The 13,885-nt window shown below is 70.1% G+C and carries 12 protein-coding genes; 5 read left to right on the top strand and 7 right to left on the bottom strand.

Features of this window, described 5'->3' with window-relative positions:
- Positions 1 to 13 precede the first annotated feature (13 nt).
- Together HV798_RS17895 and HV798_RS17890 are read left to right on the top strand one after the other, a co-directional pair.
- The gene (locus HV798_RS17895; RefSeq protein ID WP_175191876.1) at positions 14 to 1,036 is read left to right on the top strand and encodes an FAD:protein FMN transferase; all 1,023 of its coding nucleotides are present in this window, start codon (positions 14 to 16) and stop codon (positions 1,034 to 1,036) included.
- 3 nt (positions 1,037 to 1,039) lie between these two features.
- Positions 1,040 to 2,455, top strand: a complete 1,416-nt coding sequence (locus HV798_RS17890; protein WP_175191875.1) for a sulfite reductase subunit alpha — start codon at positions 1,040 to 1,042, stop codon at positions 2,453 to 2,455.
- An 86-nt stretch (positions 2,456 to 2,541) separates the two neighbouring features.
- On the opposite strand, the gene HV798_RS17885 is transcribed toward HV798_RS17890, so the two are convergent.
- Together HV798_RS17885 and HV798_RS17880 are read right to left on the bottom strand one after the other, a co-directional pair.
- Positions 2,542 to 3,501: a tripartite tricarboxylate transporter substrate binding protein BugE gene (locus HV798_RS17885; protein WP_029953504.1), complete on the bottom strand. Its 960-nt coding sequence runs from the start codon at positions 3,499 to 3,501 to the stop codon at positions 2,542 to 2,544.
- 34 nt (positions 3,502 to 3,535) lie between these two features.
- Complete coding sequence (locus HV798_RS17880) at positions 3,536 to 4,999, bottom strand: N-acyl-D-glutamate deacylase (RefSeq protein ID WP_175191874.1); 1,464 nt, start codon at positions 4,997 to 4,999, stop codon at positions 3,536 to 3,538.
- A gap of 145 nt (positions 5,000 to 5,144) precedes the next feature.
- Here HV798_RS17880 and HV798_RS17875 point away from each other — a divergent pair, with 145 nt between their 5' ends.
- The gene (locus tag HV798_RS17875; RefSeq protein WP_175191873.1) at positions 5,145 to 6,113 is read left to right on the top strand and encodes a LysR family transcriptional regulator; all 969 of its coding nucleotides are present in this window, start codon (positions 5,145 to 5,147) and stop codon (positions 6,111 to 6,113) included.
- A gap of 54 nt (positions 6,114 to 6,167) precedes the next feature.
- Here HV798_RS17875 and HV798_RS17870 read toward each other — a convergent pair whose 3' ends face one another.
- The 3 genes from HV798_RS17870 to HV798_RS17860 all read right to left on the bottom strand — a co-directional run bounded on the left by HV798_RS17870 (position 6,168) and on the right by HV798_RS17860 (position 8,731).
- Positions 6,168 to 6,611 carry an SRPBCC family protein gene (locus tag HV798_RS17870; protein WP_175191872.1) on the bottom strand — a complete coding sequence of 148 codons (444 nt, stop codon included), beginning with the start codon at positions 6,609 to 6,611 and terminating at the stop codon, positions 6,168 to 6,170.
- Positions 6,612 to 6,677: 66 nt separating this feature from the next.
- The gene (locus HV798_RS17865; RefSeq protein ID WP_175191871.1) at positions 6,678 to 7,508 is read right to left on the bottom strand and encodes a phosphoenolpyruvate hydrolase family protein; all 831 of its coding nucleotides are present in this window, start codon (positions 7,506 to 7,508) and stop codon (positions 6,678 to 6,680) included.
- Positions 7,509 to 7,519: 11 nt separating this feature from the next.
- Positions 7,520 to 8,731: a Tm-1-like ATP-binding domain-containing protein gene (locus tag HV798_RS17860; RefSeq protein WP_175191870.1), complete on the bottom strand. Its 1,212-nt coding sequence runs from the start codon at positions 8,729 to 8,731 to the stop codon at positions 7,520 to 7,522.
- Positions 8,732 to 8,884: 153 nt separating this feature from the next.
- Here HV798_RS17860 and HV798_RS17855 point away from each other — a divergent pair, with 153 nt between their 5' ends.
- Together HV798_RS17855 and HV798_RS17850 are read left to right on the top strand one after the other, a co-directional pair.
- Positions 8,885 to 9,562, top strand: a complete 678-nt coding sequence (locus tag HV798_RS17855; RefSeq protein ID WP_175192220.1) for a TetR/AcrR family transcriptional regulator — start codon at positions 8,885 to 8,887, stop codon at positions 9,560 to 9,562.
- Between the two features lie 160 nt (positions 9,563 to 9,722).
- Positions 9,723 to 11,375 (top strand): CehA/McbA family metallohydrolase domain-containing protein, encoded by a 1,653-nt coding sequence (locus HV798_RS17850; protein ID WP_175191869.1) that lies wholly within the window; start codon positions 9,723 to 9,725, stop codon positions 11,373 to 11,375.
- A gap of 89 nt (positions 11,376 to 11,464) precedes the next feature.
- Here HV798_RS17850 and HV798_RS17845 read toward each other — a convergent pair whose 3' ends face one another.
- A complete protein-coding gene (locus HV798_RS17845; protein WP_175191868.1) occupies positions 11,465 to 12,802 on the bottom strand; it encodes an aspartate aminotransferase family protein in 1,338 nt (445 codons plus the stop codon).
- A gap of 13 nt (positions 12,803 to 12,815) precedes the next feature.
- Complete coding sequence (locus HV798_RS17840; protein ID WP_175191867.1) at positions 12,816 to 13,883, bottom strand: phosphotransferase; 1,068 nt, start codon at positions 13,881 to 13,883, stop codon at positions 12,816 to 12,818.
- Positions 13,884 to 13,885 lie beyond the last annotated feature (2 nt).

The raw sequence follows: 13,885 nt of genomic DNA, 5'->3' as shown, positions 1-13,885 counted from the left end.
CCGGGGCGCGGCAATGGCCTCTGCTCCGTCCTACGCGCCGCGCGGCGCGGCGCCGGCCGCCCTGCAGGTCCGCGTGAACCTGGGCGCCCTGCCCCGGCGCGCGGCCGCGCTGGCTGGCGCGACCATGGGCACCACCTGGTCGGCGCGGCTGGCGTTGCCCGCCGGCGCCACGGACGCGATGGCACGGCAGGCCATCCAGGCCGCGCTGGACGAGGTGGTGGCCCAGATGAGCACCTGGGAAGCAGACGCCGACATCAGCCAGTACAACCGCGCCGGCCCCGGCTGGCGCGAGCTGCCCGCCGGGTTCTTCCATGTGCTGCGCCATGCGCTGGCGCTGGCCCAGGACTGTGGCGGCGCCTATGACCCGACGGTGGGGCCGCTGGTCAACGCTTGGGGCTTCGGACCCTGGCAGCGCGCTTTCGAGCCGCCCTCGCCCGCCGCCATCGACGCGGCCCGCCAGCGTTGCGGCTGGCAACGCGTTCGGCTGGACGAGTCCCGCCAGGCCGCCTGGCAGCCGGGCGGCGTGTACCTGGACCTGTCGTCGATTGCCAAGGGATATGGCGTGGATCGCGCCGCCCAGGCGCTGGATGCGCTGGGCGTCACCAGCTACCTGGTGGAAGTGGGCGGCGAACTGCGGGCCCGCGGCCAACGCCCCGACGGCGCGCCGTGGCGCGTGGCGGTGGAAGTGCCGGACGGCAGCGATGACCACGCATTGGCCTTGCCGCTGCACGACCTGAGCATCGCCACGTCGGGCGACTACCGTCGCCATGCCGGCGACGGCGATGCCCGCTATGCCCACACGATCGATCCGCGCAGCGGCCAGCCGGTGCGCAATGGCGTGGCGTCCGTCACCGTGCTGCATGCCGGCTGCATGCAGGCCGACGCGCTGGCCACGGCGCTGACGGTGCTGGGCGAGCGCGAGGGCCTGGCCTATGCCGAACGGCACGGCCTGGCCGCCCTGTTCATCCTGCGCGAGGCCGCCGGCTATCGCATCAGCGCCACCGCCGCCTTCCAGGCGCTGGCCGCACAACCCTGATCCATGACGCTACGCTGGATAACCGCCGCGTGCGTAGTGCTGGCCTGGCTGCTGCTGTGCGGCTGGGCCTGGCGCCGCGGGCAACGGCGGCAGGCACAGGCTGCGGCCACGCTGCACGGACTGGATGCGCCGGCCCACCAGGACACCCTGCTGGTCGCCTACGCCAGCCAGACCGGCTATGCCGAGGCGCTGGCCGGCCAGACCGCCGACGCCTTGCGCAGCGGCGGCCTGGCCGTACAGGTCGTACCGCTGGGACAGTTGGATCCTGCCCGATTGGCAAGCTACCGCCGCATCCTGTTCATTGCCAGCACCTACGGCGAGGGCGATCCGCCGGACGCGGCGGCCGGGTTCGCGGAACACGCGATGCATGGCGTGCACGACCACCAGATGCGCCCTGACGCCGCCGCGGTCCCTGAGCCAGCGCCGCCGCTGGCCGGCGTGCAATACGCCGTGCTGGCATTGGGCGACAGCGACTACGCGAACTTCTGCGGCTTCGGTCATCGGCTGGATGATTGGCTGCACGGCCAGGGCGCCACGCCGCTGTTCGATCTGGTCGAGGTCGACGATGGCGACCCGGCCGCGCTGCGGCATTGGCAGCATCACCTGGGCCTGCTGGCCGGCCGCAGTGACCTGCCCGATTGGCAGGCCCCGGCCTATCAATCGTGGCGCCTGGCGCGCCGCGAGTGTCTCAACCCCGGCAGCCAGGGCGGCCCCTGCTATCTGCTGACGTTGACGCCGCCTGACGGCGAGGCAACCGTCTGGCAGGCCGGCGATATCGCGGAAATCGGCCCGCGCCAGGATCGTGGCGGGCCGCTGCTGCCGCACCGTGAATACTCGATTGCATCATTGCCCGCCGATGGCGCGCTGCAATTGCTGGTGCGCCAGATGCGCGCCGCGGACGGCGGGCTGGGCCTGGGCAGCGGCTGGCTGACCCATATCGCACACCCCGGCGACGAGATTGCCCTGCGGGTGCGCAGCAATCGCAACTTCCATGCGCCGGACGATGATCGGCCGATGATCCTGATCGGCAACGGCACGGGTCTGGCCGGCCTGCGTGCGCTGATCAAGGCGCGCCGCGCCGCGGGGCACACGCGCAACTGGCTGGTGTTCGGCGAACGCAGTGCGGCGCACGATGCCTTCTGCGGCAGCGAGATCGACGCCTGGCGACAGGACGGCACGCTGGCCCGCGTGGACGCGGTGTATTCGCGCGACCAGGCCGAACGCCGCTATGTGCAGCACTGCCTGCGGGAAGAGGCCACGCGCGTGGCGGCGTGGGTGCACGATGGCGCCGCGGTCTATGTCTGCGGCAGCCTGCAAGGCATGGCCGGCGGCGTCGATGCCGCCCTGCGCCAGATACTGGGCGACGAGCAGGTGCAGGCCATGCTGCACGAGGGCCGCTACCGGCGCGACGTGTACTAGATCGCCGGCATCAAGCGTCTTGCATCAAACGCCAGCCCGCAAACATCACCCTGGCCAACCTGGCCAGGGCGACACCCCAGCCGCCGTTATTGCAGCTTGATCTGCGCCTTGTCGATCACCGCTTTCCAGCGGTCGCGCTCGGTGCGGATCTGCTCGGCGAATTCGGCTGGCGTATTGCCCAGCGGGAATGCGCCCGTCTCTTCCATCTTGGCCGCCGTGGCGGGGTCGCGCACGGCCTGGGCAAAGGCCTGCGCCAGCTTGTCGCGCACCGCGTCGGGCAGGCCCGCCGGGGCCACCACGCCGTACCAGGCCGTGACGTCGTAGTCCTTGTAGCCCTGCTCGGCGAAGGTCGGCACGTCCGGCAGGCGCGGGTTGCGGGCCGGGCCCGTGATGGCCAGCGCGCGCAGGTGCTGGCTCTTGATGTACGGCAGCGACGACGGGAAGTTGTCGAAGATGACCGGCACCACGCCGCCCACCGTGTCGGTCAGCGCGGGCGCGGAGCCGCGGTACGAGATGCTGTTCATCTTGCCGCCGGTGATCTGCAGGAACCAGATCATGCCCAGGTCGTTGATGCCGCCCGCCCCGGCATTGGCATAACCGTCCTTGGACGGGTTGGCGCGCACGTGCGTGACGAACTCGGCCAGCGTCTTGGCCGGGTACTTCGGATTGACGCTGAGGATGTTGGGGCTGGTGACCAGGTTGCTGACCGGCGTGAAGTCCTTCACCGGGTCATACGACAGGTTGGGGAACAGGTGCGGCGCGGTGCCGTGGGTGCTGACGGTAGCCAGGCCCACGGTGTAGCCGTCCGGCTTGGCGCGCGCGGTGGCGGCCATGCCGATGGTGCCGGACGCGCCGGTGCGGTTTTCCACCACGATCTGCTGGCCCAGGATTTCGCCGGCCTTGGCCGCGGCCAGGCGGCCGACGATATCGGTGGGGCCGCCGGCCGGGAACGGCACGATCAGGGTGATGGGACGATCGGGAAATTCAGCGTGGGCGGCCGGCAATACGGCGGCCAGCGCCAGGGCGACGCAAGTCTTGCGGATCATGAGGCTTGTCTCCTGTGAGGATGGGTTCTGCTTGTTATTGGGAAAAATCGGAGTCGGTCGCGACGGCTTCGCGGCGCAGTATCCGGCCGGGGCGCTGGGCGCCGGCCAGGGCCGGGAACACCGGGCAGCCATTGACCAGCACGTGCTCGATGCCGGCGGACGCCAGCGTGGGCGCGTCCCAGGTGGCGCGGTCTTCGACCGTATCGGCATCGAACACCACCACGTCGGCCCAGGCGCCCACGGCCAGGCGGCCACGGCCGGCAAGGCCGAACACGCGCGCCGGCAGCGCGGTCATCTTGGCCACCGCGGCCTCCAGCGTCAGCAGCTCGGCTTCGCGCACATAGCGCCCCAGCACCCGCGTGAAGCTCCCCCACAGCCGCGGATGCGGATGGGCGTCGTTGGGCAGGCCGTCAGACCCGACCATGCAGCGCTCGTGCTGGAAGATGCGGTGCACTTCGGCTTCGTCCATGGCGAAATAGATGGCGCCGGCCGGGCACAGGCGGCGCGCGGCCTCGGCGCGGTCGCAGCCCCATTGCGTGGCGATGTCGGCCAGCATCCGGCCGCCGCATTCGGGATGCGGGGTCGACCAGGTGATGCGGATATCGTCGATGAGTTCGGCGCGCTCCGGAATCAGGATGGTCGAGCTGCCGGGGTACGGGTAGATGTCCAGCGCCACGTCCACCCCGTCGGCGCGGGCGCGGTCGATGTTGGCCAGCGTGGCGCGGCTTTTTCCCCAGTTGTGCGGCATCATGCATTTGTGGTGCGACAGCACCGTGGCGCAGCCCGTGCGCCGGCCGATCGACAGCACCTCGTCGACCGCTTCCTCGACCGCGTCGCCTTCGTTGCGGATATGGCTGGTGTGCAGCGCGCCGCGCGCGGCCGCCACCTGCGCCAGGCCATCCAGTTCGGCTTGCCCCGCAACCCCGCCCGGCTGATAGGCCAGGCCCGTGCTGAAACCGACGGCGCCGGCGTCCAGCGCCTGGGCCAGCATCTGCTGCATGGCCTGCTGTTCGGCGTCGGTCGGCTGTGCCGCCGGGTCACGCATGACCGCCAGGCGCAGGTTCGCATGGCCCACCAGCGCCGCGACGTTGATCATCGGCTGCTGCACCTGCAGCGCGGCCAAGTATTCGGCCATGTCGCCGAACAGCGGCGTTTCGCCCAGCAGCGCCAGCGCTGCGGCGGTGTTGCCGGGCAGCGGCGCCGGGGCGCCGCTGATGCCGCAGTTGCCCACCACCACCGACGTGATGCCCTGGCTGGTCTTCCATTCCAGGCCCGGCTTTTCGACGAACATCAGGTCGTCATGGCCGTGGGTGTCGATGAAGCCCGGCGCCACGATCTTGCCGGTGGCATCGATCCGCCGCGCGGCGGGCGTGGCCGACAGGTCGCCGATGGCGGCAATGCGCTCGGCGTGGATACCGACGTCGGCGCGCCTGCGCGGCCCGCCCAGCCCGTCGATCACCCAGCCGCCTTCGATGACCAGATCCAGATTGTCCTGCATACCGCTCCGCCTTGATGTGGGGCCGCCGCCCGCCTGTTGCGTCAAGGGCTGTCCGGAGAGAGCGGCCCTTGCTGAAGGCCCTAGTATCGTCGGCGCGATCAATCTGGAAAAATTGTTTTTATTGATCCATCTATCGTGATTTGAAATGCATCGCCTGCCCAAGCATGTCACCCTCAAGCACCTGACCGCCTTCGTGGCGGTGGCGCAGGAATCCAGTTTCACGCACGCGGCCAAGCGGCTGTTCCAGACGCAGTCATCCGTCACCAGCCTGGTGCGGCAACTGGAAGATGCGCTGGGCACGCAGCTGTTCGCCCGCACCAGCCGGCGCGTGCTGCTGACGGCGGCGGGCGAGGAATTCCTGCCGCGCGTGATGCGGCTGCTGGCCGACTTCGACGGCGCCATCGGCGACGTGGTGCGCTTTGGCGCCCTGGAACGCGGCCGCGTGGGCGTGGCGGCGGCACCGTCGGCCATCACCCAGATCATCGCGCCGGCGGCGGCCGCATTCTCGGCCCAATACCCCGCCATCCGGCTGTATCTCAGCGACGACAACTCGGGCCGCATCCAGCGCAAGGTGGCCACGCGCGAGGTCGATTTCGGCCTGACCAGCCGCTGGGCCGATGCGCCGGGGCTGCACTTTGACGCCCTGCTCGAAGACCGCTTCGGCGTGCTGTACCGGCGCGACGACGCCGGCCTGTCCCCAGGGCGCGACGGCACGATGCGCTGGGCCGACCTGGCCGGCCGCAAGCTCGTGGGGGTGGTGGACGAGACCGGCATCATGGCGCTCTTGCGGGCCCGCGCCGATCTGCCGATCGAGGCCGCGGCGCCGTTCTACGAAGCGTCCAGCACGACGTCGCAGGCCGCCCTGGTAAAGGCGGGCATGGGGGTGGCGGTGCTGCCCGCGCTGGCGGCGCAGCGCGTGATGGAACCGGAACTGGCCTATGCGCTGCTGGCGCGGCCGACGGTGGTGCGCACCCTGTGCATCATCCGCCACAAGGAATATCCGCTGAGCCCGGCGGCCCAGGCGTTGATCCTAAGTATCCGCACGTACCTGCGGACCGCGGCGCTGCCCGCAGGGTGCAAGCTGGCCGCGGGCGCGGGGCGCAAACGCGGCTAGCGGGGGCCGGCGGTCAGCGGCCTGCTAGCCGCCGCGCCATGTGCCGGCTGCCGGTCAGCCGCGCAGTTTCTCGTTCAGCGCCGCCAGCCCTGCTGCAAATACGCCCTGGCCGACGGCGGTGGCCACCGCCTGCAGGTCGGCGCCGTCTTCCACGCGGAAGTCCGCCCACCATTCCACCAGCGTCGCGCCGCCTTCGGTCACCGGGCGCAACGTCACGCCGGCAATGTAGTCGCGCATCGGCAGGTCGGTCTCGATGATGGAATAGCGCAGCGCGGTGCCGGGGTCGTCCAGCATCAGCAGTTGCTCGCGCACGAAGCCGGACGGCTTGAGCGTCAGGTAGCGCACCGAACCGATGGCATCGTGGCGCCCGTCCGCTTCCAGGCGGCTTTGGGCGATGCCCGGGTGCCAGCCGGCCAGGCCGTTGAAATCGCGAAACAGCGGCCAGACGGTGGCCAGCGGCGCCTGGATGATGGCGCTGGTGTAGACGGTATGCGGCATGCGGACTCCTGGCAGTGCCCGGACCGCGGCGTGGGGTGCGCGGGCCGGTGCGGATGAACGGAAACCTTAGAACGTCAGTTGCTTGAATGCTTGCGTGGCGGCGGTCAGGGCCTGCTCGGTGGGCAGGCGTTCCATCGAGCTCGCGCCATAGAAGCCATGGCAATGTTTGCAGTGCTGCAGGATGTGGGCCGCGTCGGCCGGCGTGGCGATGGGGCCGCCGTGGCACAGCACGATCACGTCGGGGCGCACGGCCAGGGCCGCGGCCGCGATACGGTCGATGACGGCCACGCAGTCGTCCAGCGTCAGCGCGGTTTCGGCGCCGATCGAGCCGCCGGTGGTCAGGCCCATGTGCGCCACGATGATGTCGGCGCCGGCCTGCGTCATAGCCACCGCGTCATCTTCGTTGAACACGTACGGCGTGGTCAGCATGCCTTTTTCGTGGGCCAGGCGGATCATGTCCACTTCCAGCGCGTAGCCCATGCCGGTTTCTTCGAGGTTGGCGCGGAAGTTGCCGTCGATCAGGCCGACCGTGGGAAAGTTCTGCACGCCGGCAAAGCCCTGGCGCTGCAGGTCGTCCAGGAACACATCGAAATCGCAGAACGGGTCGGTGCCGTTGACGCCGGCAAGCACCGGCGTGCGCTTGACCACGGGCAACACTTCGCGGCCCATGTCCACCACGATCTCGTTGGCGTTGCCGTAGGCCAGCAGGCCGGCCAGCGAGCCGCGCCCGGCCATGCGGTAGCGGCCCGAGTTGTAGATCACGATCAGGTCGATGCCGCCGGCTTCTTCGCACTTGGCGGACAGGCCCGTGCCGGCGCCGCCACCCACGATGGGGGTGCGGTCGCGCACCATGGCGCGGAACTTGTCCAGCAGGTCGTTACGGTGGAAACGCGGCATGGCGGGGGTCCTCAGTGTGTGGCAATTTCAAGGTAGTGATCGACCGCGGCCTGGGCGAACTGCGGGTCGTTGATGTGGCAGGGCACGCGGATCAGGCGGCGGTTGGCGGTCTGCACCAGCCGGTTTTCCAGGGCCGCGAACAGCGCGGCATCGGCCTCGGGGTCCCAGAAGGCCTGGCCCGGCGCGTCCAGCGCCGACACGCCGCCTTCCGGAATCAGGAAGCGCACGGGGCCGTCGCACTGGTTCAGCTTGTCGGCGATCCATTCGCCCTGCCGCTGGTTTTCTTGCACGGTGGTGCGCATCAGCGTCACCTGCGGATTGTGGGGATAGAACGTGCGGCCCTGGTAATGCTGCGGCACGGTATCCATGGCGCCGAAATTGACCATGTCCAGCGCGCCGCAGGAACCGACGTAGGGTGCTTTTGTGCGCGCCACCGCGCCGAAGCGGTCTTCGGTGCAGGCCAGCACGCCGCCGAACAGGAAGTCGCAGACCTCGGTGGTGGTCAGGTCCAGCACGCCGGCCAGAAGGTGGCTGTCGAGCAGCTTTTCCATCGACTGGCCGCCGGTGCCGGTGGCGTGGAACACCAGGCAGTCAAAGCGCGATTCGAGCAACGGGGTCACCTGCTGCACGCAGGCCGTGGTGACGCCGAACATGGTGATGCCCACGGCGGGGCGGCTGTCGTCGCCGGCCGCGCTGGCGGCCTGGCGGAAGGCGCCGCCGATGGCGCCTGCGGCATTGGCCAGCACGCGGCGCGAAATGCGGTTCAGGCCTGCCACGTCGGTCACGGAATACATCATGGCGATGTCCGACGGCCCCACATACGGCGCGACATTGCCGGACGCCATGGTGGACACCATCAGCTTGGGCACGCCGATCGGCAGCGCGCGCATGGCGGGGGTGATGAGCGCCGTGCCGCCCGACCCGCCCAGGCCCAGCATCGCGCCGATGTCGGGGTTGGCGGCGGCGTAGCGTTCGAACGCCAGCGCCATCGCGGCGATGGCCGTGCCGCGGTCGCCGGTGAAGACGGCCTGCTCGCCCTGCGGATGGCTGCGGGCGACCTCGCGCGCCTGCACGCGGGCGCCGCTGGCAGCGCCCGTGGTGGACACGTCCACGGTGACCACGTCCAGCCCTTCCCGCTTGAGCAGGTCGGCGACATAGTCGGCCTCGTGGCCCTTGGTGTCGTAGGTGGCGGCCACGAAGACCCGCCGGTTCGCTTGCGTCATGACTCCTCCGCGGGCGGCTACACTCGGTGCGCGCCTCGATATGTCTGGGGCCGCCTGGGCCTGTAGAATCTAGAAATGAGACGAAAGAATCATACTGAGACACCTGTCTCACGTCAAACCACCGACCGCAAGACGCCCCCCGCCGTCGCCCGCCTGATCGGCCCTGCCAGCCGGCAGGCCGCCGCCAGCGGCGAACCGCCGCACGGGCCGCGCGCGCGCATGCGCAAGACCTTGCTCGATGCCGCCCAGCGGCTGATGGCGCAGGGCATCACGCCATCCGTGGCCGAACTGGCCGAACACGCGCAGGTGTCGCGCGCCACCGCCTACCGCTATTTTCCCAGCCAGAGCGCGCTGATCGCCGCCGTGGTGGACGAAAGCCTGGGGCCGATCCTGGCGTGGGACTCGAAGGCGCCGGATGCCGCCGCCCGGGTCGACGAGCTGCTGCGCTTTGCGTATCCGCGCCTGGAAGCGCACGAGGCGCCGCTGCGCGCGGCCATCCTGGTGTCGCTGCAGCAGCATGCCGAAGCCAGCGCCGGCCGCGCCGGCAACGAGCCGCGGCTGGTGCGCGGACACCGGGTCGACATCCTCAAGCGCGCCATCGCGCCGCTGGCCGCCACGCTGACACCCGCGCAGCAGGACCGCGTGGCGCAGGCGCTGTCGCTGGTCTACGGCACCGAGGTGTTCCTGGTGCTCAAGGACATCTGGCGGTTGGACCTGCCCGAAGTCACCGAGGTGGCGCGCTGGACCGCCAACGCCATCATCCAGCAGGCGCTGGCCGAGGCCGGCGAGACCCCGCAAGAGACTGCCGGCAAGGCCGCGCGCAAGCGCTAGCCACGGACGTGGCCGCGGCCAGACCCCGCGCCACGCGTCCCGCCAGGGCCACGGCGGCCCTGCGCGCCGCCCTTCTGTCATTTCCACGTCACCCGCAGACCGCATAGTGCGGGCCTTCGCGGCGCTGCGCCTTGCAGGCCGCCTGACGCTGGAGTTTGAAATGCGGTTCGAAGTATCCCGCCTGCGGCGGGCCATCATGCCCTTGTCGCTGGCTTGCGTAACCCTGCTGAGCGCCTGCGGCGGCAGCGATGACGATGACGAGAGCCCGGCGGCCCCGCCGCCCGTGGTGACCAACCCCACGCCGCCGGCCCCGCCCCCCGTGCAGACGGGCGCCTGGAGCGCCGGTGACCTGCACGTGCACACGATCCAGTCCAACGACGCCCAGGTCACCCTGGAAAGCGTGCTGGACCAGGCGTTCGACCGCTACAAGCTGGACTGGGCCGCGCTGTCGAACCACCTGCGTATGTCCGACCGCGACAACACCGGCGCCGCCATCCCCGGCGGCCCCGTGCCGTTTTCCACCGGCATGGCGCAATACGAAGTGCCGTTCATCAAGCAGGCGCAGGCTGCCGGCCGCTACGCCGGCAAGATCATTTTCTCGTCGTTCGAATGGGACATGCCCACGCATGACCACGTCAACATCGGCATCGGCGTGAACGATCCGATGTCGGCCAAGTCGCTGCGCGCGGTGGCCGAGTACGAATACCTGTACACCAACAAGGCGGCCAACCTGTTTGATGCGCAACTGGTGGCCGACCTGGCCGGCCAGCCGCGCGCCTTCACCACCCATGCCGACTCGCTGACCGCGCTGCAATGGCTGCGCGACAAGCATCCGGACAGCTATATGCTGCTGAACCACCCGTCGCGCTATGCCGGCAAATACACCATCGGCCAGCTGCGTGAAATGCATGACCTGGCGCCGACGATCTTCTTCGGCATCGAAGGCATGGTCGGCAACCAGATGGAACCGGACCGCGGCGGCTACGCCGAGGCCTACACGCCCGTGAACCTGCCCAACCGCACCTACGGCGGCGTGGACTACCTGGTGGCCAAGGTCGGCGGCACCTGGGACGCCCTGCTCGGCGAAGGCCGGCGCATCTGGAACGTGGCCGATTCCGACTTCCACTTCCGCACCGCATCGGGCCAGTACAGCAGCGGCTACGCCCCCGGCGAGTACGCCAAGACCTACGTCTGGAAGGACGGGAAAGACATGGCGGCCGTGGTGGCCGGCTTGAAGAGCGGCCGCATGTTCGGCGTGTTCGGCGACCTGATCGACGCACTGGAATTCCAGGCGCAGGGCGCGGCCGGCACGGCCCAGATGGGCGGCGAACTCGTGGCAGCCAAGGGCGAACAGGTGGAAGTGACCATCCGCTTTCGCAGCCCGGACAGCAACCACTACGAGTACCCGATCGAAAGCGGCAACCCCACCTACGTCAAGCCCACCGTCAACCACGTGGACCTGATCGTGGGCGACGTGGGCCCGCGCGCGGCGGCCGGCACGCCGGCCTATGACAACGCCACCAACCCCAGCACCCGCGTGCTGGCGCGCTACACCCGTGCCGACTGGACGGTGGACAAGGACGGCTACAACGTCATCAAGGTCAAGCTGACCGCCGACAAGAGCCAGTACCTGCGCCTGCGCGGCACCAACCTGGCGCCGGACGTGGCGGGCGAAACCGCCAACGGCGAACCGCTGCCCGACGCCAAGGTGGACCTGGCCGACAACGCCGCGCGCTTCAACGCGATCAACGCACGCAACTACAACGACCTGTGGTTCTATTCGAACCCGGTATTCGTGACCGTGAAGCCGTAAGGCGAGGACGCGGGGTAGCACCCGCGTTTCGTCCATGACAAAGGCCGCGGGCATGCAGATGCCCGCGGCCTTTTTGCATGGCAACGGCGCTACAGCGCCGCCAGCGTCTCGTCCAGCGCCGCTACCAGCCGGTCCGCATCCGCCGTGCTGAACGGCAGCGGCGGGCGGATCTTCAGCGTGTTGGCGTGCTCGCCCGCGCTGCCGGTCAGCACCTGGCGGTCGCGCAGGCCGTTGACCACGCGCGCGGCCTCTTGCGTAGCGGGTTCGCGCGTGCGGCGGTCGCGCACCAGCTCGACGCCGATGAACAGGCCTGCGCCCCGCACGTCGCCGATCAGGTCATGACGCGCGGCCAGCCCTTGCAGCTGCTCACGCAAGTACTGGCCGACGCGTTCGGCGTTCTGCATCAGCGCTTCGTCCTGCACCGTGCGCAGCACGGCCAGGCCGGCCGCGGCCGATACCGGATTGCCGCCAAAGGTATTGAAGTAGCGCCCATTGCGGCCGAACGCCTCCAGCACCTGCGGGCGCGCGGCCACGCCGGCCACCGGGTGGCCGTTGCCCAGCGGCTTGCCCAGGGTGACCAGGTCCGGTTCGACGCCGTGGCGCATGAAGCCCCACATCGCCTGCCCGGTGCGGCCCATGCCGGCCTGCACCTCGTCGGCGATGAACAGGCCGCCGGCTTCGTGGATAGCTTGCGCCGCCTCGCGCAGGAACCCCTGGGGGGCGGCCTGCACACCGTCGCTGGAGAAGATGGTGTCGACCAGCAGCGCGGCCGGGCGCAGGCCCTGGGCCGCCAGGTCCGCCACCGCCTCGCGCACGGCTTGCGCCAGCGCCGGGCCGACGGCATCGGGGCCCTGCCGGTAGGTGTCCGGCGCCGCCACGGTCCGCACCGCGGGCCCCAGCGTGACATAGCGGCCCAGCGACGGCGAGGCCTGCGCGATCGACAGGGTCACGCCGTGGTAGGCGAAGCGCGTGACGATCAGGCCGGTCGCGCCGGTGTGCGCCTGCGCGATGCGCAGCGCCAGGTCGTTGGCTTCGCTGCCGGTGCAAGTGAACATCACCTGCCCCAGGCCGGGCGGAAACGTGGCCAGCAATTGCTCGGCGTAATCCAGCACCGTCTCGTGCACGTAGCGGGTGTGGGTGTTCAGTACCGACGCCTGCCGGGCAATGGCCTGCACCACGGCAGGATGGCAGTGGCCCAGCGGCACGACGTTGTTGTAGGCGTCCAGGTACGGCTTGCCCTGGGCGTCGTACAGCCACACGCCTTCGCCGCGCACCAGGTGCACGGGCGATTCATAGAACAGGCGGTAGGCTGGCCCCAGCAGTTGGTGGCGCCGGGCGATCAGCGCTGCGGTATGCGCGGAGGCGGTGTCGTTCGCGCCAAGGTCGGACAAGGCGGCCGCGGGCGCGCCGGGTTGCGTCACAGTCATGGTCACTGCCCTCTCACTGAAGACCGCATGATTCAAAGCCACATGCCGCACGCAAGCGCTGGCGGGCCGCGTCGCGGGCGATGCCGTCGCAGGCCTGCAAGCGCGCCCATGACACCGCGTTGTTGCGCAGGATGTAGGCGCTGTTTTCGGGATAGCGCGCGGCGCGCCAGCCGCCGATCGCCACCACCATCACCAGCCGCGCCACCATCAGGTCGAACAGCACATCCAGCTCGGCCGGCGTCAGCGGGCTGACCGCGTGATAGGCCGCGGTGAAGGCCACGGCGGGCGCCAGGGCGTCGTCGCCCGGCTCAAGCTGGTAGGACGCCGCCACTGCCAGGTCGTTGACCAGCGGCGCCTGCACCATGTCGCCGAAATCCAGGATGCCGGCAATGCGGTCAGGGTCGGCGGGATCGACCAGCACGTTGTACAGGTTCAGGTCGTTGTGGATGGCTTGGGCGCGCAGCCCCGGCAGCGCCGGCTTGGCGTGATTCACGAAACGCGCCAGGCCGCGTTCGGCCAGCGCCCGGCGCGCGGGGTCGGTCACGTGCGCCAGCAAGGGCGCCACTTCATCCGTGCGCTGGATGTCCCAGGGCAGATCCAGCTGCCCCGCGGGATGCGTGAAGCCGCGCAGCGCCAGCCCCAGCCGCGCCAGCGTGCGCGCCAGGTTGTCGCGTTGCGCCGCCGAACGCGGCGCGTCCGGCAGCGGCAGGCCCGGCAGGTAGGTGAACAGCCGCAGCACGCGCGGCGGCGCGTCGGGCGTTTGCAGCCAGACGCAAGGTTCGCCGTCATTGGCCAGCAGCACGCGCTGCACCGGCAGGCCCGGGTCGGCCTGTTCGACGTGGCGCAAGGCGCGCGCCTGGAAATCGGCCACGCGCGCATCTTCGGCCGGATGCGAGAACTTCAGCACGTATTCCCGGCCATCGTCGGCGCGCAGATGGAAATTGCGGTCGCGCTCGCCGGCCAGCCGGCGCACCTGGGCATCGATGCCGAAGTGACGCCGCGCCAGTTGCGCGGCCTGCGCCTCGCCGATGTCCGGCGAGGCGCAGGCCAGCACGTCCTGGGCGCAGTCCTGATCGATCATGG

The sequence above is a fragment of the Achromobacter deleyi genome (genome assembly GCF_902859705.1).
In the GTDB taxonomy this organism is placed as follows: domain Bacteria; phylum Pseudomonadota; class Gammaproteobacteria; order Burkholderiales; family Burkholderiaceae_B; genus Achromobacter; species Achromobacter deleyi.
This window is presented reverse-complemented; position numbering and strand designations above follow the sequence as displayed.